The sequence below is a fragment of the Bacillus sp. PK6-026 genome, from assembly GCF_054161455.1.
Genome location: NZ_CP096418.1, coordinates 3,920,226 through 3,940,003, shown reverse-complemented (window position 1 = coordinate 3,940,003; position 19,778 = coordinate 3,920,226). Strand labels below are relative to the sequence as shown.

Annotated in this window: 23 protein-coding genes; 19 read left to right on the top strand and 4 right to left on the bottom strand. The window is 45.6% G+C overall.

What is annotated here, in order from left to right:
• Nucleotides 1-39 precede the first annotated feature (39 nt).
• A complete protein-coding gene (locus M1D59_RS20115) occupies nucleotides 40-996 on the top strand; it encodes an AEC family transporter (protein ID WP_020453282.1) in 957 nt (318 codons plus the stop codon).
• Between the two features lie 51 nt (nucleotides 997-1,047).
• Here M1D59_RS20115 and racA read toward each other — a convergent pair whose 3' ends face one another.
• Together racA and gloA2 are read right to left on the bottom strand one after the other, a co-directional pair.
• Nucleotides 1,048-1,608 (bottom strand): chromosome-anchoring protein RacA, encoded by a 561-nt coding sequence (racA, locus tag M1D59_RS20110; RefSeq protein ID WP_043054497.1) that lies wholly within the window; start codon nucleotides 1,606-1,608, stop codon nucleotides 1,048-1,050.
• Nucleotides 1,609-1,743: 135 nt separating this feature from the next.
• Entirely contained in the window at nucleotides 1,744-2,127 is a 384-nt protein-coding gene (gene gloA2 / locus M1D59_RS20105) for an SMU1112c/YaeR family gloxylase I-like metalloprotein (RefSeq protein ID WP_020453280.1), read from the bottom strand.
• Between the two features lie 135 nt (nucleotides 2,128-2,262).
• Between gloA2 and prfA the strand changes: the two genes are divergently transcribed.
• Together prfA and prmC are read left to right on the top strand one after the other, a co-directional pair.
• On the top strand, nucleotides 2,263-3,333 hold the full coding sequence (prfA, locus tag M1D59_RS20100; RefSeq protein WP_020453279.1) for a peptide chain release factor 1: 1,071 nt from the start codon (nucleotides 2,263-2,265) through the stop codon (nucleotides 3,331-3,333).
• Nucleotide 3,334: 1 nt separating this feature from the next.
• Nucleotides 3,335-4,201, top strand: a complete 867-nt coding sequence (prmC, locus tag M1D59_RS20095; protein WP_458117639.1) for a peptide chain release factor N(5)-glutamine methyltransferase — start codon at nucleotides 3,335-3,337, stop codon at nucleotides 4,199-4,201.
• Between the two features lie 33 nt (nucleotides 4,202-4,234).
• On the opposite strand, the gene M1D59_RS20090 is transcribed toward prmC, so the two are convergent.
• Nucleotides 4,235-4,438, bottom strand: a complete 204-nt coding sequence (locus M1D59_RS20090) for an IS3 family transposase (protein ID WP_404841430.1) — start codon at nucleotides 4,436-4,438, stop codon at nucleotides 4,235-4,237.
• Between the two features lie 530 nt (nucleotides 4,439-4,968).
• The gene (locus M1D59_RS20085) at nucleotides 4,969-5,958 is read right to left on the bottom strand and encodes a LacI family DNA-binding transcriptional regulator (RefSeq protein WP_020453276.1); all 990 of its coding nucleotides are present in this window, start codon (nucleotides 5,956-5,958) and stop codon (nucleotides 4,969-4,971) included.
• 106 nt (nucleotides 5,959-6,064) lie between these two features.
• Here M1D59_RS20085 and M1D59_RS20080 point away from each other — a divergent pair, with 106 nt between their 5' ends.
• The 16 genes from M1D59_RS20080 to atpE all read left to right on the top strand — a co-directional run bounded on the left by M1D59_RS20080 (nucleotide 6,065) and on the right by atpE (nucleotide 19,702).
• Nucleotides 6,065-7,378, top strand: coding sequence for a DegT/DnrJ/EryC1/StrS family aminotransferase (locus M1D59_RS20080; protein WP_318602493.1), 1,314 nt, complete (start codon nucleotides 6,065-6,067; stop codon nucleotides 7,376-7,378).
• A complete protein-coding gene (locus M1D59_RS20075) occupies nucleotides 7,365-8,213 on the top strand; it encodes an HAD-IIB family hydrolase (protein WP_195257842.1) in 849 nt (282 codons plus the stop codon). Before M1D59_RS20080 ends, M1D59_RS20075 begins: the two co-directional genes overlap by 14 nt.
• Before the next feature lie 13 nt (nucleotides 8,214-8,226).
• Entirely contained in the window at nucleotides 8,227-9,273 is a 1,047-nt protein-coding gene (locus M1D59_RS20070) for a Gfo/Idh/MocA family protein (RefSeq protein WP_105981272.1), read from the top strand.
• 74 nt (nucleotides 9,274-9,347) lie between these two features.
• Entirely contained in the window at nucleotides 9,348-10,532 is a 1,185-nt protein-coding gene (locus M1D59_RS20065; RefSeq protein WP_035337893.1) for an MFS transporter, read from the top strand.
• 120 nt (nucleotides 10,533-10,652) lie between these two features.
• On the top strand, nucleotides 10,653-11,312 hold the full coding sequence (spoIIR, locus tag M1D59_RS20060) for a stage II sporulation protein R (protein WP_020453271.1): 660 nt from the start codon (nucleotides 10,653-10,655) through the stop codon (nucleotides 11,310-11,312).
• Between the two features lie 343 nt (nucleotides 11,313-11,655).
• Nucleotides 11,656-12,099, top strand: coding sequence for a GNAT family N-acetyltransferase (locus M1D59_RS20055; RefSeq protein ID WP_023857076.1), 444 nt, complete (start codon nucleotides 11,656-11,658; stop codon nucleotides 12,097-12,099).
• 157 nt (nucleotides 12,100-12,256) lie between these two features.
• On the top strand, nucleotides 12,257-13,300 hold the full coding sequence (locus tag M1D59_RS20050) for an L-threonylcarbamoyladenylate synthase (RefSeq protein ID WP_458117638.1): 1,044 nt from the start codon (nucleotides 12,257-12,259) through the stop codon (nucleotides 13,298-13,300).
• A 74-nt stretch (nucleotides 13,301-13,374) separates the two neighbouring features.
• Nucleotides 13,375-13,935, top strand: a complete 561-nt coding sequence (locus tag M1D59_RS20045) for a manganese efflux pump MntP (protein ID WP_023857078.1) — start codon at nucleotides 13,375-13,377, stop codon at nucleotides 13,933-13,935.
• A 150-nt stretch (nucleotides 13,936-14,085) separates the two neighbouring features.
• Entirely contained in the window at nucleotides 14,086-14,541 is a 456-nt protein-coding gene (locus M1D59_RS20040; protein WP_023857079.1) for a low molecular weight protein arginine phosphatase, read from the top strand.
• Between the two features lie 137 nt (nucleotides 14,542-14,678).
• Complete coding sequence (rpiB, locus tag M1D59_RS20035; RefSeq protein WP_020453266.1) at nucleotides 14,679-15,128, top strand: ribose 5-phosphate isomerase B; 450 nt, start codon at nucleotides 14,679-14,681, stop codon at nucleotides 15,126-15,128.
• A gap of 15 nt (nucleotides 15,129-15,143) precedes the next feature.
• Nucleotides 15,144-15,686: a TIGR01440 family protein gene (locus M1D59_RS20030; protein ID WP_224146335.1), complete on the top strand. Its 543-nt coding sequence runs from the start codon at nucleotides 15,144-15,146 to the stop codon at nucleotides 15,684-15,686.
• A 226-nt stretch (nucleotides 15,687-15,912) separates the two neighbouring features.
• On the top strand, nucleotides 15,913-17,160 hold the full coding sequence (gene glyA, locus M1D59_RS20025; RefSeq protein ID WP_025810647.1) for a serine hydroxymethyltransferase: 1,248 nt from the start codon (nucleotides 15,913-15,915) through the stop codon (nucleotides 17,158-17,160).
• Between the two features lie 127 nt (nucleotides 17,161-17,287).
• Nucleotides 17,288-17,917, top strand: a complete 630-nt coding sequence (gene upp, locus M1D59_RS20020; protein WP_020453263.1) for a uracil phosphoribosyltransferase — start codon at nucleotides 17,288-17,290, stop codon at nucleotides 17,915-17,917.
• 400 nt (nucleotides 17,918-18,317) lie between these two features.
• A complete protein-coding gene (locus M1D59_RS20015; protein WP_020453262.1) occupies nucleotides 18,318-18,701 on the top strand; it encodes an ATP synthase subunit I in 384 nt (127 codons plus the stop codon).
• 7 nt (nucleotides 18,702-18,708) lie between these two features.
• Nucleotides 18,709-19,440 carry a F0F1 ATP synthase subunit A gene (gene atpB, locus M1D59_RS20010; protein WP_023857083.1) on the top strand — a complete coding sequence of 244 codons (732 nt, stop codon included), beginning with the start codon at nucleotides 18,709-18,711 and terminating at the stop codon, nucleotides 19,438-19,440.
• Between the two features lie 49 nt (nucleotides 19,441-19,489).
• Nucleotides 19,490-19,702, top strand: coding sequence for a F0F1 ATP synthase subunit C (gene atpE, locus M1D59_RS20005; RefSeq protein ID WP_020453260.1), 213 nt, complete (start codon nucleotides 19,490-19,492; stop codon nucleotides 19,700-19,702).
• Nucleotides 19,703-19,778: the final 76 nt, after the last annotated feature.

Genomic DNA, 19,778 nt, shown 5'->3' with positions numbered 1-19,778 from the left:
TTCGTCCCTGAAAGGGACAACATAGAGGAGGAAACAGTCTTGGACTTTTTAAATATTTTAATCCTCCTTGCGCCAATATTTTTTGTTATTGCGCTGGGATGGTTCGCGGGTCACTTTGGAAGCTATGATGCTAAATCTGCAAAAGGGGTAAGTACGCTCGTTACGAAATACGCGCTTCCGGCCCACTTTGTTTCAAGCATTTTGTCAACGCCAAAAGATAAGTTTTACAGCCAGATTCCGCTGATGATTTCACTGGTCATCGGTATCGTTGGATTTTACGTAATTATTTTGCTTCTTTTACGATTTTTATTTAAGTACGATTTAACAGATGCTTCAATGTTCTCATTAAACTCAGCTCAGCCGACATTCGCCTTTATGGGAATTCCGGTATTGGGCAGCCTGTTCGGCATGCAGGAAGTTGCGATTCCGATCGCGATTACGGGAATTGTCGTGAATGCGATGCTTGATCCTCTTGCGATCATCGTCGGAACTGTCGGCCGTTCTTCTAAAAAACAAGCGGAAACGACAGACAGCATTTGGAAGGTAACAGGAAAATCAATTTTACACGGTTTGTCTGAACCGCTCGCTTTTGCACCGCTTGCAAGTATCATTCTTGTATTATTCGGTCTGCAAATTCCTGAATTGCCGCAGAAAATGCTTGATATGCTCGGAAATACGACTTCAGGTATCGCTCTTTTCGCAGTCGGGGTGACTGTCGGAATCCGTAAAATCAAATTCAGCATGCCTGCTTTGAGCATCGCTTTATTAAAAGTCGCTGCTCAGCCTGCTTTAATGTTTGTGATCGCGATGGTCGTGGGCCTTTCTTCCGCCGACATGACAAAAGCGGTTCTGCTTGTGGCATTCCCTGGATCTGCCGTGGCGGCTATGATTGCTACAAACTTTGAAAGCCAGGAAGCAGAAACGGCATCCGCGTTTGTGATCAGTGCGGTGCTGTCAATTATTTCACTGCCGATATTGATTGCCATTACAGCATAATGAAAAAGCTTGCAAGAAGCCGTTTTATGGCCTTGCAAGCTTTTTTGCGCTTTAAAAAGAGAAGATCGATTTCAATTTGCTTTTCGGTTTTTTTTCTTCTCTTCTGCCGGCTGTATCTTTTTCGTGGCGGTTCATGCTTTCCAATTCACTGATTTTCTGTTCGAGATGTTTGATCTGCTGCCGTTCTTCTTCCAGTTCGCGCCTTTGCTGCAGAAGCTGATAGGAGACGACATCGTCCGCTTTTTGTTCAAGCTTTCTTTCCAGCTCGGCGATTTTCTTTTGGAGCAGCTCGCGTTCAAGCTGTTCGTGCTCTAAAAAACGCTGCAGCTTTTCTTCGAGCCGCTCATTCAACGGGGGTGCCGGCTCTTCCGTTTGAACCATTTCGTTTTTCTTGATGAGGAAGGTTTTTTTCGGGCGTTTGACTGTGACATCCTGCATAGGCGTACCGTTTTTTAACTGCTCTTTTACTTCTTTTAAAATGGCGATATCGTCTTTCGTGAAAAAGTAGTGGCCAAGCTCATTTCGGGAAGCGGGCAGTTGCAGCTGCTTGACCCAGCGCTGCACCGTTTTGGTTGATACCCCGAGTTCATTTGCCGCATCAGCAGTATTCATATGATACCTCCTTTTAACCTGTAACTGTTCATTAAAAAGGGTATTCGACCTGAATGAAAAGCTTCCTTCCTGTTAGACAAAAGAAGAAGGGATTCGGCAAAGAAAGCGGTTTTTCCACAGATGGCGAAGGCGTTGCTATGCCTCGTAAAGCTCTAAAGGCAGGCCGTCCGGATCGGAGAAGAACGTATAGCGCTTGCCTGTTCCGGGATCGGTGCGAACCGGTTCGGCAATGATGCCTTTTTGCTTGAGCTCCTTGACGGTCTGATCAAGATCGGCCACTGTGAAAGCCAAATGGCGGAGCCCGGCAGCTTCTGGTCTGGTAAGGCGCTCGGGCGGATCTGGAAAAGAAAACAGCTCGATGACATAGCGGCCGTTTAATGAGAGATCCAGTTTATATGAATCCCGGTCCTTTCTGTACGTTTCGCTCAGAATCTCAAGTCCGAGCTTGTCGACATAGAATGTTTTGGATGCTTCATAATCCGAGCATATGATGGCGATGTGATGAATCGATTCCAGCATTGAGTTAAGCTCCTTTTTTCTTAAAAGTATAGCAAAAAGACGCGGCAGCTGCCGATAACGGCGAAGTTGTTTTGACGGGGAGGAGTCCCTGTACTATAATTAGAATGTTACGCACAGCAAACAGAGGTGAATAGCGTGTTAGACCGTTTAAAATCGATAGAGGACCGGTACGAAAAATTAAATGAACTATTAAGCGATCCGGAAGTTGTCAACGATCCGAAGAAGCTTAGAGAATATTCGAAAGAACAATCTGATTTACAGGAAACAGTTGAAGTATACAGACGTTATCGGAGCGCGTCGGAACAGCTGAGCGATGCCAAAGCGATGCTTGAGGAAAAGCTGGACTCCGATATGCGCGAGATGGTTAAAGAGGAAATTTCCGAACTGCAGGAAGAAATCGAGTCGCTCACAGACCAGCTGAAGGTATTGCTGATCCCGAAAGATCCGAACGATGACAAAAACGTTATCATGGAAATCCGCGGCGCAGCGGGCGGAGAAGAGGCTGCTTTGTTTGCCGGCAACCTGTACCGCATGTACAGCCGCTACGCAGAGCTCCAAGGCTGGAAAACAGAAGTGATGGAAGCGAATATGACAGGCACAGGCGGATATAAAGAGATCATTTTTATGATCAATGGGAACGGCGCATACTCAAGGCTGAAGTATGAGAACGGCGCACACCGCGTACAGCGCGTTCCAGAGACCGAATCCGGCGGGCGTATCCATACATCCACGGCAACGGTAGCCTGTCTTCCTGAGGCTGAAGAGGTAGAAGTGGATATTCATGAAAAAGACATCCGTGTCGACACCTTCGCGTCGAGCGGTCCGGGAGGGCAAAGCGTCAATACGACGATGTCAGCCGTCCGTCTGACCCACCTTCCGACAGGTGTTGTCGTGTCTTGCCAAGATGAGAAATCTCAGATCAAAAACAAAGAAAAAGCGATGAAAGTTCTGCGCGCGCGAATTTACGATAAATTTCAGCAGGAAGCTCAGGCTGAATATGATCAAAACCGAAAATCCGCAGTCGGAACAGGGGACCGTTCAGAGCGCATCCGCACGTATAACTTTCCGCAAAACCGCGTCACTGATCACCGGATCGGCTTGACGATCCAAAAGCTCGACCAGATCCTTGAAGGCAAGCTTGACGAAGTCATCGACGCGCTGATCGTAGAAGACCAGGCAAGCAAGCTGCAAGAGGCGGAAAGCTGAGATGAAGACGGTATTTGAAGCCCTTAAATGGGCTTCTTCTTATTTGGCCGAAGCGGGAAGAGACCGGAATGCCGCGGAAATTTTGCTGACAGATCAGCTGAAAATCGACCGCAGCAAACTGTTGGCAAGCTTCCATGATGTCATATCAGAGTCTGATTTTTCGCGGTTTAAAAAATCTGTCGAGCTTCATCATCAAGGAGTGCCTGTTCAATATATCACCGGAAAAGAATCCTTTTACGGACGGGAATTTTCCGTAAATGAACACGTTTTGATTCCGCGTCCTGAAACAGAGGAAGTCGTTGAAGCTGTTCTTTCTGAAGCGGAAAGAGTTTTTCACGGAACAGATCGCCTTAAAGCCGTCGATATCGGTACAGGAAGCGGGGCGATTGCGGTGACTCTTGCGCTTGAGAGCCCGCGTTTTTCCGTCACGGCGACGGATATTTCGGAACAAGCTTTAAGCACGGCAAGACACAACGCTGACCGGCTTGGGGCGAAAGTGGATTTCATCGGCGGCGATTTGCTTGAGCCGCTTATCAAGCGACAGAAGAAAGCTGATGTCATCGTTTCAAATCCACCTTATATATCTGAGGAAGACATGAAGACGCTGTCAGATGTCGTACGTCTTCATGAACCCGCCGGGGCTTTGACGGACGGTGCTGACGGATTGCAGTTTTATAAGCGTTTCATGAAAGAAATTCCATTTGTCATCGCAGATCAGGCACTGGTGGTGTTTGAAATCGGCTGGACTCAGGGGAATGCCGTCAAAGACATGTTTCACCGGTTCTTTCCTGATGCTGACGTACGGGTGAAAAAGGATCTTAATGGAAAAGACCGCATCGTCTGCGCGGTAATTGAGCAACATCGTTAAGGAAACCGCCGGAAATGAAGTGACCCTAAAAAGTTAAAATCTCATGAAGCAGTTTGACTGGCATGATTCCGGTATAGTACCAGGTTTCATGCCTTTTAATTTGATCTTGATCCGTTTGTGATTGTAGAGAATCAATATACTATGCTGGTCCTTTTTTGAAATGTTCGACGCTCCAAATTCTTTAAAATAAATGAATTCTGATTTTAAAATGCTAAAAGAAGCTTTCCGCCACCACATTGCCGTGACAGTTGCCTTTACGGGACATGCTTTGTGTGATGTTTCGTTGTTTTGAACTAAGGCTTTCAACTTTTTTAAGCAGGCATTCTCCATCCGCAGGCGTTCAATTTCCGCTTGGGTCCCTTCGTCTGATCCTTCTTCATAGGTAAACTCCGCTTTTTAGGGTACCTATTCCTCCGGTTTCAAGCTGTTTCACGGATAGATGTCCCATTTTCGAGTGAAGTACCTTTTGGTTTATCTTCGGCAGAATAGCTTGTATAGGCTTTTTAGACGCGTCTTCTCCATGATATCGGTATTGCGAATCCACCCATGAAAGACACTGTGCGAATTTCCTCAACTGTAAATTTTAAAAACTGCACCTCCAATTGTGAAGTGTGTCTAACAAAAGAGGGGCAGTTCAAATTCCCGGCGGTCTTTTTTGTTAAAAAACAGCAACCGCAGCCATGACCGTTCAGAAGGCCTTCTTTACCGTTTTTTAACAAAAATTTTATCTGAATAAAATAAAAAATAGTTCAAGATTAATATATACCCTAAACAGATTGTCTGATTTTTAATGTAGGAGACAGAGTCACGACATCCCTCTGTAATCCGCTTTCCCCATTTAGGTGGTTTACCATTGCACATACGGCTTTTTGAGCCAGCTCTTCAACAGGTATATCGATTGTCGTGATTTCCGGATCGGTCACCTCACAGATCGATTGATTATCATATCCAAGCACTGCAAGCTGCTTTGGCACTTCATATTGATAATAGCGGGCCCTTTTAATAATTCCTGCGGCCACTTGGTCGTTTCCCGTAAAAATGGCGGTCGGCTTTTCGGACATGTTGTGGATCTGGTCCATAATACGGAAGCCGTCATGAATGGTAAATGCGTGGCTGAACATCCACTTCTCCTGGAAATGTAAACCCGCATCAGACAATGCTTTCATAAACCCTTCTTTTCTCATAATCTGGGCCTTGCTGTGTATCGTGTCACAGCAGAAGGCCATTAAATGATGCCCTTTTTGAATAAAAAGCTCCGTTCCTTTATATCCGGCTTCGAATTCGTCATAGCAGATCACCGGCACGTCCGCTTCGGCGTGGAATTCATTTGCCAAGACTACAGGACCGTATTTGACGTATTTTTTGATGTCTTCCCACTCATTTTCAAGGCTGCATAACATAAGCCCGTCGACTTCTTTCCTCTTGAGCAGCTCCAGTACTTTCAGTTCATTCTGCTTTTGATAAAACGTCTGAAACACAATGACTTTGTATTGGTGTTTCAGCGCTTCAGCGGACACATGCTTCATGAGCTGCGCGAAGAATGGATGGTCCGCGTGAGGGACAGACACTGCGAGAAACATCGTTTTGTTGGATCTGAGCTTTCGTGCAGAGGTGTTCGGAATGTAGTCCAATTTTTCGATGACTTCCAAAACACGCTTCCTTTTTTCTTCAGATACATAAGGATGGTCGTTCAGTACTCTTGAAACAGTTGTTTTTGACACATTACTTAATTTTGCAATTTCGTCAATCGTAGGCATAAAGTCACTTCCTGAAAAAAAGAGTTGTTATGGTATCGATTCCATCATTTAAGATATGTCATGAAATATGACAATTTCCCAAAATAATAAAAATGGGGTGAAATTGATGAAAACCGCAAGCGAAAACATGACTTGCACAAGCAAACAGCTATTTGTCCTTCTGAATGATTTGAAGGAAGGGAAGCACGCTGGTGAATGCCGTATAGACGACACACTGGCTAATCAAAAATTAAAAGAGACATTGCAGCAGGATCAATTCGACTTGACCGCCAATTTGCTAAACAGAATGGATTCTCCGCCCTCCAGAGTTGATTTTATGCCGCTTCATCGACTGATCACAGAAGAAGAAGTAGATGACGTGATTCATGCGGTGAAAGGCGTGCTGCCGACCGGGCAATTTACAAGCGGTTCTTATGTCGGTGTATTTGAAGCTGAAATAGCCGCTCTTTTGAGAAAAAATCATGTCATGGCTTCCTCCAGCGGAACCGATGCCATGATTGTCGCACTGAAAGCTGCGGGTATTGGACAAGGTGATGAAGTCATTATGCCTGCAAACAGCTTTGCTGCAACGGAAAACGCCGTGCTTGCAGCTGGAGGCACTCCGGTTTTCTGCGATATTGACCCTGTTACATTTTGCATGGATCCTTCTGAACTTGAAGCATGCATCACTTTGAAAACGAAATGCATTTTGCCTGTACACCTTTATGGAAAGCTGCCAGACATGGAAGCCATTGCAAAAATCGCTGATAAATACGGCATCCCGATTATTGAAGACGCCTGTCAGTCGATCGGCGTTTCCGATCTGGGAAAAAACAGCCTTTGCTCCATATTAAGCTTTAATCCGTATAAAAATCTCGGCACTTGCGGAAAAGCAGGCGCAATTGTGACGGATGATCCATCATTTGCATCCGCATGCATGGAATATATGTACCACGGCTTTGAACTGAATCAAAAAAATAAAAAGGCTGCTGATTACGGCTTTAACGCTAAGATTGATAATTTGCAAGCCGCTATTGGACTGGCAAGGATGAAACATCTTTCATTAAATAATCTGAAGCGCTTATATTTAGCAGATCGTTATATTACGCATTTGCAGCAGTATGAAGACAGAGGTCTGATCCAATTGCCTCAAATGACCGATGATCATGTATGGCATTTGTTTACAATTAAAATGATAAGCGGAAATCGAGACCAAGTCAAAGATATGATGCTTAAATTTCATAATGTCCAAACAGATATATACTACCCGATTTTATCCCATCATCAAAACACACCACTTGTAAAAGCCGATTATCAGCAAACATCGCTGCCGGTCACTGAATCGGTGCATAAACAAATGCTTCAGCTTCCTCTCTATCCGGGACTCACCGTAGAAGAACAAGACAAAGTAATGGAGGCCTTAATTGATGTCGTATCATGAAACACTTTCTTTTCACACTTTGCAGCAAGTAAACAAGCCGAAGTACGCCGTATTTTGCGATTTTGATGAGACATATTTCGCCCACAGCATCACCGATGAATCGAGGAAAGCGCTCATGGACCTTGAAACATTTATTCATTCGAACCATCTCGATCACAAGATTTTGCTCGGCTGGGTGACCGGGAGCAGCCTGTCATCTGTTCTTGCAAAAATGAAGCGGGGAGGCTTTCGATATCTTCCGCATTTTGTCGCCAGTGACCTTGGCACTGAGATCACGTATTTCTCTGAAGAAGGCCAAGTCTCTGATAAAGATTGGGAAGCCCGATTGCAAGAATCGAATTTCTCCCATGATCTGGTCGAAGACATCAAGCAGACTCTCTCTAAAAAATATGAGATTGAGCTTGTGCCTCAGACTCAGCATGGTTTTTCCCGCTATAAAATCAACTATTACTATAGATCGTCGGATGAGAACACAGATAAGAGGGCGCTTGAAGCCATCAGACGGCTTGCAAGAGAGCATGAAATAGGAGTAAATATCAATCGCTGCAACCCTTTGGCAGGCGATCCGGAAAACAGCTATGATGTGGACTTTATCCCTTTGCGGACAGGCAAACCGTACATTGTGGATTTTATATTGAATAAATTCGCGATAGAGAGGGAGAATTCATTTGCTTTCGGCGACAGCGGAAACGATGTGGATATGCTTAAAAAAACCGGACATGGTTATCTGGTGGGGAATGCGACAGCAGAAGCAAAGTCGCTCCATTCCCGTATGACAGAAGGCAGCTATACGGCTGGAATTTTAGAAGTGCTAAAAGCCCATATCAAAAGATAAGGAGTGTCCTTAGATGAAAATCGGAATTATTGGAGCCGGAGGAATTGCAAAAGCTCATGCGAAAGCTCTTTCAACAGTCAAAGGTGCCGAGCTTTCCGGGTTTTTTGATATCAACTCGCTTGCCTCGCGCAAATGTGCGTTTGAATATGGAGGAACCACATTTAACAGTATGCAGGAGCTGTTGAATCAGTCGACGGCAGTCATCGTTTCATCGCCGAACTTTTGCCATAAAGAACATGTGCTTGAAGCGATGGCCGCAGGTAAGTATGTATTGTGTGAAAAACCGATGGCTGTCTCAATGGAGGAAGCGGAGGAGATGAAAAACAGGGCGTCTCAATCTGCTTATATTCCGATCATGGGCTTCAATTACCGCCATCTTACATTTGTTCAGCGCCTAAAAGATATGCTATCCGGCAATGAACTTGGAGATATCTTGTCCATCAATGTCCATTTTAAGAAAAACAGCGCCTTGAGAAGAAAAAAATATACTTGGCGCGATCATTCGAAAAGCAATAAAACGAGCGGGGCATTAGGAGATTTGGGTGTGCATTTAATCGATCTCATTCTTTATTTGTTCGACAGCCCGTTTAAACTGGACAGTTTAAAAGTCAAAATGATGACGGTCGTCAAAGAAAAAGAACAAAAACAGGTATATGTTGATGATCATTCTGAAGTATACGGCCAGCTTGAAAATCATGTGTTTGTCAATATGATTACGTCAAAATGCACAAAAGCGGATGAGTGCGGCTTTAGCATCGAGGTCAATGGCCAAAACGGCGTATTCTACTATCATTCACGGCAGAAAAATCAGTTTTTGCTGAGGACCGGATTGACGGAGCAGATGATAACAATGCCGGACACGTGGCTGACAGACCCTGAAAATGAATTTTACGGATGGGCCGATTCCTTCAGAGTTCAGCTGATTCAATGGATGAACGGAATTCGGGATCGCAATTTCGCACCTCTTGCCACTTTTGATGATGGATACAAGACGCAGTTCTACTTAAATGAATTTTTCAATAAAGGTCAGCAGCTGTCCCTTTCAAAACAAGCAAACTAGCATTGCGAAAAGCCCTTGCCGGCCGTGCCAATAGCCGCAAGGGTTTTATGGTCTGCAACGAAGGAGTGAGTCTAATGAAAAAAATATTTCTATTCGGCTGTTCGTTTTATTTTCTCGTAGGGGTTATCCATATCCTGCTGGGGAGCCTGTCACCTTATATCATTCAAGAATATCACCGGGATGTTCATGATCTATCCTTCCTGATCTTTTTCCAATTCACCGGTTTTCTAATCGGTGTCCTGCTTGCGCCGATATTTGTCAGGCGCACCTCTCATGCGGCTGTATTGACGTTTGGCCTTCTTCTTATTCTCGTAACGCTTTTAGGCGTGTTCCTTTTTGATATGTTCATCTTTTTTGTCATCATGGGGTTTTTGCTCGGCTTTGGCGCCGGTACTTTAGAAACGACGATGGGAGCGTATGTGATTGCCCAAGATAAAAATGCGAAGGGGATGAATATTTTAGAGGTTTTTTTCGGATTGGGCGCTTTGCTGTTTCCTTTTCTGATTTATATCCTTACGGAACGATATGCCTGGCATTTCCCCTTGTATGCTTTATTTATCTTCGTTTTTGTGCTTGCGTGTATGTGGGTGGTTTATTTGTGCAGAAAAACCCCTGACACTGCTTCCGGTCAAATGACTTATCAGGAAAAACCGACTGTGTCAGCCATATTTGAAACCGGAAGGAAAGAAAAAAGCATTTTCCTTTTTCTCATATTCGCTTTTGTATATGCGGGTATCGAGACCAATTTCGCAAACTTTTTGCCGGCGCTGATGCTGGAAAAAGGAGCAGAAGAAATCAGCGTGATCAGCGTTTCGTTTTTTTGGACGGGAATGGTGTGCGGGCGTTTGTTGACAAGTATTTTTGGCGGACGCTTGACTTCCGTTGCCTTTCTGATCTTCAGTGCCGGAGCCTTGACTGTTTTGCTTTTGATTCTGGCATGGTTTCCGGTTCATCAAACACAGCTGCTCCTCGTATTTTTCATCGGGCTCTCGGCAGCCGGCATTTTTCCGTGCGCCGTCACTCTGGCCTCGTTGGCTGGAAAGCCTTTTACAGAGGAAATCACCAGTCTCTTCATTTCATCCGCAAGTCTGGGAGGAGCGCTTCTTTCATTTTTGATCGGCTGGGCGATTGATGCAAGCGTAGCGGCTGTCTTCCCGTTTCTGCTGTTCGGCGGATTGGGGGGCTTGCTGCTCGTGATCAGCGCGGTGATTTTTTTATCCGGCCTGCAAAAAAACAAGCAGAGCCATTTGGATATGTAGACCTTTTAGGAAGAGATTACAAGCTTAGTAGAATTTTTTTCAGCATCCGTTTAAACCGTTCCATCTTTGACCATAATATTGCTAGAAAAGGTTGAAGAACGGAGAGGAACGGTGGGGAAAATGAAGAAATCAAACATTGCCTGTATGTATATTTTTCTTTTATTAATAGGAGCGCTTGCAAATCTCACGACGGAAGAGACGGCCCAATCATCAGACGGGAAGCCTGCCGTGATTCCAGATGAAGCGATTCGGCTGCGGATTTTGGCAAACAGCGACAGCGGGAGCGACCAAAGCGTCAAACGCAAAATCAGGGATGAGGTCAATAAACAAATTACGAAATGGGTGGAAAACCTGACCTCGGTTGAGGAAGCGAGACAAGTCATCAGGTCGAAGCTGCCCGAAATCAAAGAGGTTGCCAAGGATGTTATGAAGCGCGAAAATGTCCGGCAATCCGTGTCTGTCCGTTTTGATCGAGTCTCATTTCCGACAAAGCTATACGGCAATATGGTGTATCCAGCCGGAGAATATGAGGCTGTTTTAATTACATTAGGCAAGGGAGAGGGAGCCAACTGGTGGTGTGTCCTGTTTCCGCCGCTTTGCTTTCTTGATTTTTCCAATGGGGAAGCCGTAAAGTCGCCTGAAGACGAACAAACCGATGCCGGGGAAAACGCCCGGGAAGAAAAAACAGTCGCTGCAGATGAAGCGGTATCTGGCAAAGATAAAGAAGACAAAGAAGTGAAATTTTTTCTTGTCGAATGGATTACCGGGCTTTTTTCTTAAAGGAACCGCCGTGCTTTCGTGCAGGGCGGTTTTTTACTGTTTGTTTTTTCATGATGGTTATTCACGCTTTTGAATATGATATAATTTTCCAAAACGGTTCAGGGAAAATACTGCTTTTCGAATATACACCTTCTGCCCCTTTCTGATGTGTCAATTACATTGCCCGGTAGAAAGAGAAACTGTCTTATCACCAGTACAGAGTTCATTTGCATACTCATTCAAAGCATTAGTTCCTGCTAATCAAAATTGAAAAATGAATTGCCGGCTTTCTTCCAAATCAAAAGGTATATTTTACTGTCGCCCTCATAGATTGGATAGAGAAGTTAAAAAACGGGGTGAAAAGATGTTCTACCAATTGAGGTTAGCGGAAATGAAAGACATGAATGCGATCGAAGCGTTTTTAAAAAAGGCGGGGACAAGCCATAAAGGCATTGAGGAAGCGAAGAGCCAGTTTATCATGATGGAAGACCCTCCCGATGAAATCGTCGCCTGCCTCGGAATGGAGGAATTTGAAAACAAAAAAGGGCTGCTGCGCTCGCTTGTCGTGTCTGACAAGCTCAGCCAGGGCCACATCGTTTCCCTGTTTCAAAGCATGCAGGTATTGTGTGAAAAGCGGGGAATCCAAACCCTGTATTTAGTTGCCAATAAACGAACATCGATGGATTTCCTTGAAGTGCTCGGTTTTAAACAAGCTGCGGCAATTCCGGAAGAGCTTGATGGATCAGAGCATGTTTCAGACTCGTTGAGCGTAAACGGAGCCGTTTTGATGGAGAAAACGTCTAATTAGCCGTTAACTTATACACAGAGATATCCACGGATTCAAAAGCGTTATCCACAAAATGTGGACAACGCTTGTTTTCTTTTTCTTCATCTTTTATACTTTCAACAGGATTTACATGAATGATTAACGTTTTTAGTGTTTTGTTAAGGGAGTTTTGATGTTAATGAAAACAAAAGTATGGACTGTGGATGTAAAACGTGATTTGTCCACAAACTGTCCACAAATTGCACAAGCGGCAAGACTGCTCAAGCAAAATGAAACGGTTGCTTTTCCGACAGAGACGGTTTACGGTCTTGGTGCAAACGCCAAACACAGCGAAGCAGTAGCTAAAATATACGAAGCGAAAGGGCGTCCGAGCGACAATCCGCTCATTGTCCACATCGCTGAAATTGAACAGCTCGGAGAATTTGCAGAGGTTGATTCGCCTCAGGCCGAAATGCTGATGAAGCGTTTTTGGCCCGGACCGCTGACCCTTGTGCTGCCTTGCAGACCCGGGGTGTTATCCACAAAGGTGACGGCGGGGCTCGATACGGTCGCGGTCAGAATGCCTGATCATCCTGTTGCCCTTGAGCTGATTAGACAGGCCGGCGTTCCGGTGGCCGCCCCGAGCGCCAATCTGTCCGGGAAACCGAGTCCGACGAAAGCCGAGCATGTCGTTCACGATTTAAATGGAAGGATTGCAGGTATCGTTGACGGCGGTCCTACAGGAGTAGGGGTTGAATCAACAGTTGTTTCATGCACCGGGGAAATTCCGGTCATTTTGAGGCCGGGCGGCGTCACAAAAGAGCAGCTCGAAGAAGCGGCCGGCTCTGTCTTGATTGACCAGGGCCTCACCGACGAAAAAAAGGCGCCGATGTCTCCCGGGATGAAATATACGCATTATGCACCGGAAGCCCCGCTTGCCATTGTGAACGGAAGCGTTGAAGATATTCAACGGCTGATCGGCCAATATCAGAAAGACGGCATGAAAGTCGGCGTCCTTACGACAGATGAACGGGCCGGTGCCTATCAGGCGGATGCCGTCCGCATCTGCGGCAGAAGAGACCGTCTTGAAACGGTTGCCGCCGGTTTGTATGACATTCTCCGCAGCTTTGACGAAGAACAGCTCGATTTTATTTTTGCTGAGTCTTTCCCTGAGGAAGGGGTGGGCCGGGCGATTATGAACCGGCTCTTGAAAGCGGCAGGCCATCGCGTAATCGAAGCGTAGCCTAAGCAGGGTTGTTCTATCCGCCTTTGGACGTGCATAAGCTAGAAAAGCTGGCGTGTCCAAGGGGGAATTGCATGAATGTTGATGTGTTAATAGGCGAAATCCTGACGCTCTCGATCATGGCTTTTGCACTCGGCATGGATGCCTTTTCAGTCGGTCTTGGAATGGGAATGGCCAAGCTGAAAAGGAACCAAATCTTTCAAATCGGCGTCATTATTGGATTGTTCCATGTCATCATGCCGCTTGGCGGTATGATTGCGGGACAGTTTCTTTCGGGCGCGCTTGGTGCGCTTGCGGGGTATCTTGGAGGAGCGCTTTTATTGGTGCTGGGCATTCAGATGATTGCCGCATCTTTTAATAAAAGCGGGGAGCAGATCATCTCTCCGCACGGCTTCGGCTTATTCATTTTTGCCGTCGGCGTCAGCCTCGACAGCTTTTCAGTCGGTCTCAGCCTCGGCCTCTACGGGACGAAACCGCTATTAACGATCTTTTTGTTCGGTTTGTTCAGCATGGTGTTAACTTGGGCAGGTCTGCTGCTTGGAAAAAAGGTTCAAACGTGGCTTGGAGCTTACAGCGAAGCGCTCGGAGGAGCCATCCTGCTGAGCTTCGGCCTGAAGCTTTTGCTGCCCATTTAATTGAAAGAGGAGAAAATCTTTTTCCCGCTTTGCATAACATAATGAAACTTAGAAAAAGAGGGGAGAGATCCTCTCTTTTTTGATTTCTGGAGCGGATTTTATTATTTTCCGGCTGAATCCTTTATAATATGAACAAAGGAGTGAACAGGATTGAACATACTATTTGTCTGTACTGGAAATACGTGCCGCAGCCCGATGGCGGAAGCGCTTTTTAAATCTGCGGCTGCCGAAAAAAAACTGGATGTCTCCGTCAAATCTGCCGGGTTGTTTGCTCCTGAAAACGGAAAAGCTTCTTTATATGCAGTCGAAGCGCTTTTTGAAAAAAACATCGCTCTGAATCATACATCTTCACAGCTTTCCGAGGAGAAGGTTGAATGGGCGGATCTCGTGTTGACGATGACGGAGCAGCACAAACAGGTGGCAGTACATGAATTTTCAAAGAGCCGAGATAAAATCTATACGCTGAAAGAGTATGTCAAAGGAGAAAGCGGGGACATCATTGACCCGTTCGGCGGATCTCTCAGCGACTATCAAAAAACGAGAGATGAGCTGGAGCAGCTGCTGAAAAAATTGGCAGAAATGCTGGCGGGAAAATCTCGGGAATAGAAGCTAAGGAGCGTTTGCAAATCGAGCGGCAGCGGGTACAATAGACATGATCAATCAGAAATATATAGCGGCTGTATACTGCTTAACGGTCTGCACGAGACTTTTGGCGGCACATCAAACGAGGAGGAGTCATTCCAATGAAAGTAATCATTGCTTCAGATCACGGCGGAATCAATATCAGAAAAGAAATTATGGCATTGATGGATGAATTGAACATCGAATACGAAGATTACGGCTGCGAATGCGGTTCAGGATCTGTGGACTACCCGGATTATGCGTTTCCGGTCGCGCAAAAAGTGGCGGACGGGGAAGCTGACAGAGGCATTTTAATATGCGGAACAGGAATCGGCATGAGCATTTCCGCCAATAAAGTAAAAGGCATCCGCTGCGCCCTTGTCCACGACGTTTTCAGCGCGAAAATGACAAGAGAGCACAATGACACGAATGTTCTTGCGATGGGTGAACGGGTGATCGGCCCTGGTTTAGCGAGAGAGATTGCAAAGGTTTGGCTTACGACTGAGTTTTCAGCCGGGCGGCACGCTGTCCGCATCGGAAAAATCGCCGATTATGAAGATAAGCATGAATAAAGGGTGTCGTCAATCATGAAGAATCTCGAACAAACATGGCGTTCTATATTAGATGAATTTCATCAGCAGGCAAATTTACGCAACGGCCACATCGTCGTCATCGGATGCAGCACAAGCGAGATGGCCGGAAGGCGAATCGGCACTTCGGGAAGCGGACAAATCGCTGAAGCGGTCTACAAAGGCTTAGAAGAGCTCAGGGATCAAACAGGAGTCGCCCTTGCTTTTCAATGCTGCGAGCATTTAAACAGGGCGTTGGTTGTCGAGGAAGAAACGGCGAAAGCATACCGTCTTCCCGTTGTTTTTGCTGTTCCTGTTCCGAAAGCGGGGGGTTCCATGGCTTCATATGCCTATCAACATATGAAGGCTCCTGTCCTTGTTGAACAAATAGAGGCCGATGCGGGGATCGACATCGGCGACACGTTTATAGGGATGCATTTAAAGCCTGTGGCCGTTCCTGTCCGCGTCTCTCAAAAACAGCTGGGCGAAGCGCATGTGACGCTTGCGCGGACAAGGCCGAAGCTGATTGGAGGCGTCCGCGCCGTCTATGAAGCGGAGTAGCGGAAGAAGCGGGGGGAAGAGCCGGACAGGCTTTTTTTCTTTATTAAAATAATTTTTTGAACAAATGATATGTCGAACTATATGATTTGTCTATTCGTTTAATATTCGGTTTTTCCAATAATAAAAAACGATTTTTAAAAATAATCTCTTACATTTGCATGAAAAACCGTGTACAATGAGATGGTATAATTAACGAAATGGAAACAGATAGGAGAGGATCTCGCTGATGAAACATTTACCTGCGCAAGATGAACAAGTTTTTAGCGCCATTCAAGATGAGCGGAAACGTCAACAGTCGAAGATTGAGCTGATCGCTTCTGAAAACTTTGTAAGCGAAGCGGTTATGGAAGCTCAAGGCTCGGTTTTAACAAATAAATATGCGGAAGGATATCCTGGTAAACGCTACTACGGCGGATGTGAGCATGTAGATGTCGCAGAGGATATCGCGCGCGACCGCGCCAAGCAGATTTTCGGCGCCGAGCACGTCAACGTTCAGCCGCATTCCGGCGCACAAGCGAACATGGCGGTATACTTCACGATTTTAGAGCACGGTGACACCGTATTGGGAATGAACCTTGCTCACGGCGGACATTTAACGCACGGCAGCCCTGTCAACTTCAGCGGTGTTCAGTACAATTTCGTTGAATACGGTGTTGATAAAGAGACGCAGTATATTGACTACGAAGATGTACGTGAAAAAGCGCTTAAACATAAGCCTAAGCTGATCGTGGCCGGGGCAAGCGCGTATCCGCGCACCATCGATTTTAAAAAGTTCCGCGAAATCGCTGATGAAGTCGGAGCCTATGTGATGGTAGACATGGCGCATATCGCCGGACTTGTAGCAGCAGGTCTTCACCCGAATCCTGTTCCTTACTCTGACTTTGTGACGACGACAACTCATAAAACGCTTCGCGGACCGCGCGGCGGCATGATTCTTTGCCGTGAAGAGTTTGCAAAGCAAATCGACAAGTCGATCTTCCCTGGAATTCAAGGCGGACCGTTAATGCACGTGATCGCTGCAAAGGCTGTTTCCTTTGGCGAAGCTTTAAAAGACGAATTCAAAACATACGCCCAAAATGTCATCAATAATGCGAAGCACTTGGCTGAAACATTGAAAAAAGAGGGCATCGAGCTCGTATCAGGCGGAACGGATAACCATCTTGTGCTGGTCGACCTGCGCTCTCTCGGCATGACCGGAAAAGTGGCTGAAAATGTTCTTGATGAAGTCGGCATCACCGTCAATAAAAACGCGATTCCTTATGATCCTGAAAAACCTTTCGTAACGAGCGGAATCCGCGTAGGTACAGCAGCCGTGACAAGCCGCGGCTTTGATCTGGAAGCGATCGAAGAAGTGGGAGCGATCATCGCGCTTGCCCTTAAAAACCATGAAGACGAAGCGAAGCTGGAAGAAGCAAAACAGCGCGTAGAAGCGCTGACAAGCAAATACCCGTTATATACCGGGCTTGATTACTAAGATATTTGTGCCGCTCCCAAAAGGGGCGGCTTTTTTCATAAAATTGTCTCCTGATTTTTGTTGAAACAAGCTGTTTTTTTATGTAGAATCAATAGAAGTGTGTGAAAAAAAGGAGCTGAAAACGGATATGGGAAAGGTATATGTGTTTGACCACCCTCTTATACAGCATAAGCTTACATACATCCGGGATGTAGAGACCGGAACAAAAGAATTCAGAGAGCTTGTTGATGAGGTTGCAACGCTGATGGCATTTGAGATTACGCGGGACCTGCCGCTGGAGGAAGTGAATGTAGAAACTCCTGTGCAAATGGCAAAGTCAAACGTCATCGCCGGAAAAAAACTCGGGGTTGTTCCGATTCTAAGAGCGGGACTGGGAATGGTAGACGGAATTTTGAAGCTGATTCCCGCTGCAAAAGTCGGACATGTCGGGCTTTACCGTGATCCTGAAACATTGAAGCCTGTTGAATATTATGTCAAGCTTCCATCCGATGTTGAAGAACGCGAATTCATCGTCGTCGATCCGATGCTGGCTACCGGAGGTTCGGCGGTAGAGGCACTGAACAGCTTGAAGAAACGCGGCGCAAAAAATATCCGTTTTATGTGTCTGATCGCTGCTCCGGAAGGTGTAGACGAAGTTCAGAAGCATCATCCTGATGTTGACATTTACATTGCCGCTTTGGATGAGAAACTAAATGAAAAAGGATATATCGTTCCCGGATTGGGCGACGCCGGAGACCGCATGTTCGGAACGAAATAATGTAAGAAAATCCTGAAAAAGGGTTTTCTTTTTTTGTGTTTTATACCATAATTAAACATGTGTGCGTCTTAAATGGGGCGAATTTGTGAACATTTTGTGAGAGACACTGTGATTATGAATAGTTTTTTAACTTTAAACAGATTGACACCTCAGGGGGGCTATTGTATGCTAAAATAGGCTATTATGATAAGGTTTTCATAGCGGTTATCATAATGACCAGTCCTCTGTTAAAATCCTTTGAAAACCCCATATTTGCAGGCGACAGACAGATCACCGGCCCGAGAATTTTCGGAGTGTGTGAAGTCTTGAACAGAACACTACGTTCTGTAAAATGGTCAGACCGCCTAGTTTACCGTAATCGTAAGATAGATTTAAAATTTTCACATCAGGAGCGTATTTGATGACCGATGCGAGTCTTTCATTCCGTAGGCAACAAAAATATGTCCTATATATTTTAGCAGTCTGCGTGTTAGGCTATGGATTTCTGCCATTTCAGGCGATTTTTTTAGGCCTGATTACCGGCACTGTTTTCAGCTATTTCAATCTCTGGCTGCTGACCAAAAGGATGCAGGCCTTCGATAAAGCAGTGGCAAAAGGCAAAATGATCCGTTCTCTCGGGACTGCTTCCAGATTGTGCAACGCCATTATCGCGGCGGCCATTGCTTATAAATACCCTGAATATATTCATTTGGCAGGCGTCATTGTGGGGTTGATGACAATTTATCCTGTCATTATGATAGATTCCTTTATCCAGCTAAAACGTTCATCAATGGAAGAGAGGTGAAGACCCTTTGCACGAATCAAGAGTTGTTAACTTTTTAGGCCTTAACTTTGATGTATCAAGTATCTTAATGATTACTGTGACAAGCATCATCGTCTTTCTGATAGCGGTGCTGACCACAAGAACACTCGCGATCCGGCCGACGAAAGCCCAGAACTTTATGGAGTGGATTGTCGACTTTGTTCGCAATATTATCGGCAGCACAATGGATCTTAAAGTCGGCAGAGACTTTCTCGCCCTTGGCATAACCCTGCTGATGTACATATTTGTTGCCAACATGCTCGGCCTTCCGTTTTCCATTACAGTAGGCCATGAATTATGGTGGAAATCCCCGACAGCCGATCCGGCGGTTACTTTAACCCTCGCCGTCATGGTAGTAGGCCTCACTCATTACTACGGAGTGAAAAGAAAAGGGTTGGGGGAGTATACCAAAGATTTCTTCAGACCAATTCCGTATTTAGTGCCGCTCAAAATTATTGAAGAATTTGCGAATACATTAACATTGGGATTGCGTCTTTACGGTAATATTTTCGCCGGCGAAATTCTGCTCGGCCTTCTTGCCGGAATGGCAACCAACTTCTATTCTCAAAGCATTTTCATGGGGCTGGTTGGAACCATTGGAGCGGTTGTGCCGATGATCTTATGGCAGGCGTTCAGCTTGTTCGTAGGTACAATCCAGGCATTCATCTTCACGATGTTAACAATGGTTTACATGTCTCACAAAGTAAGTCATGAACACTAAAAACAAGACATATCCGAAAAGGATAACAATTTAAAGGAGGAACTTTTTCATGAATTTAATAGCAGCTGCAATCGCAATTGGATTAGGTGCACTTGGTGCAGGTATTGGTAACGGACTTATCGTATCACGTACAGTAGAAGGAATCGCACGTCAGCCTGAGGCTGGTAAAGAATTAAGAACGCTTATGTTCATCGGGGTAGCATTGGTTGAGGCCCTTCCGATTATCGCTGTTGTTATCGCGTTCTTAGCATTCTTCGGCTAAAAACTTATATAACTAGTAAAATGGCGAAGATCACTGCAAGAGGCCTTCGCCATTGCTTTATGGTTGCTTGAACTGT

What these genes read in the sequence shown, in the direction of transcription:
- upp (WP_020453263.1), top strand. Translation starts at nt 17,288, where the DNA reads ATGGGAAAGGTATATGTGTTTGACCACCCTCTTATACAGCATAAGCTT.
- M1D59_RS20080 (WP_318602493.1), top strand. Translation starts at nt 6,065, where the DNA reads ATGAAAACCGCAAGCGAAAACATGACTTGCACAAGCAAACAGCTATTT.
- M1D59_RS20045 (WP_023857078.1), top strand. Translation starts at nt 13,375, where the DNA reads ATGAATGTTGATGTGTTAATAGGCGAAATCCTGACGCTCTCGATCATG.
- M1D59_RS20065 (WP_035337893.1), top strand. Translation starts at nt 9,348, where the DNA reads ATGAAAAAAATATTTCTATTCGGCTGTTCGTTTTATTTTCTCGTAGGG.
- atpE (WP_020453260.1), top strand. Translation starts at nt 19,490, where the DNA reads ATGAATTTAATAGCAGCTGCAATCGCAATTGGATTAGGTGCACTTGGT.
- M1D59_RS20030 (WP_224146335.1), top strand. Translation starts at nt 15,144, where the DNA reads ATGAAGAATCTCGAACAAACATGGCGTTCTATATTAGATGAATTTCAT.
- M1D59_RS20085 (WP_020453276.1), bottom strand. Translation starts at nt 5,958, where the DNA reads ATGCCTACGATTGACGAAATTGCAAAATTAAGTAATGTGTCAAAAACA.
- M1D59_RS20070 (WP_105981272.1), top strand. Translation starts at nt 8,227, where the DNA reads ATGAAAATCGGAATTATTGGAGCCGGAGGAATTGCAAAAGCTCATGCG.
- prmC (WP_458117639.1), top strand. Translation starts at nt 3,335, where the DNA reads ATGAAGACGGTATTTGAAGCCCTTAAATGGGCTTCTTCTTATTTGGCC.
- rpiB (WP_020453266.1), top strand. Translation starts at nt 14,679, where the DNA reads ATGAAAGTAATCATTGCTTCAGATCACGGCGGAATCAATATCAGAAAA.
- glyA (WP_025810647.1), top strand. Translation starts at nt 15,913, where the DNA reads ATGAAACATTTACCTGCGCAAGATGAACAAGTTTTTAGCGCCATTCAA.
- M1D59_RS20075 (WP_195257842.1), top strand. Translation starts at nt 7,365, where the DNA reads ATGTCGTATCATGAAACACTTTCTTTTCACACTTTGCAGCAAGTAAAC.
- racA (WP_043054497.1), bottom strand. Translation starts at nt 1,608, where the DNA reads ATGAATACTGCTGATGCGGCAAATGAACTCGGGGTATCAACCAAAACG.
- M1D59_RS20055 (WP_023857076.1), top strand. Translation starts at nt 11,656, where the DNA reads ATGTTCTACCAATTGAGGTTAGCGGAAATGAAAGACATGAATGCGATC.
- gloA2 (WP_020453280.1), bottom strand. Translation starts at nt 2,127, where the DNA reads ATGCTGGAATCGATTCATCACATCGCCATCATATGCTCGGATTATGAA.
- M1D59_RS20090 (WP_404841430.1), bottom strand. Translation starts at nt 4,438, where the DNA reads ATGTGGTGGCGGAAAGCTTCTTTTAGCATTTTAAAATCAGAATTCATT.
- M1D59_RS20050 (WP_458117638.1), top strand. Translation starts at nt 12,257, where the DNA reads ATGAAAACAAAAGTATGGACTGTGGATGTAAAACGTGATTTGTCCACA.
- spoIIR (WP_020453271.1), top strand. Translation starts at nt 10,653, where the DNA reads ATGAAGAAATCAAACATTGCCTGTATGTATATTTTTCTTTTATTAATA.
- M1D59_RS20015 (WP_020453262.1), top strand. Translation starts at nt 18,318, where the DNA reads ATGACCGATGCGAGTCTTTCATTCCGTAGGCAACAAAAATATGTCCTA.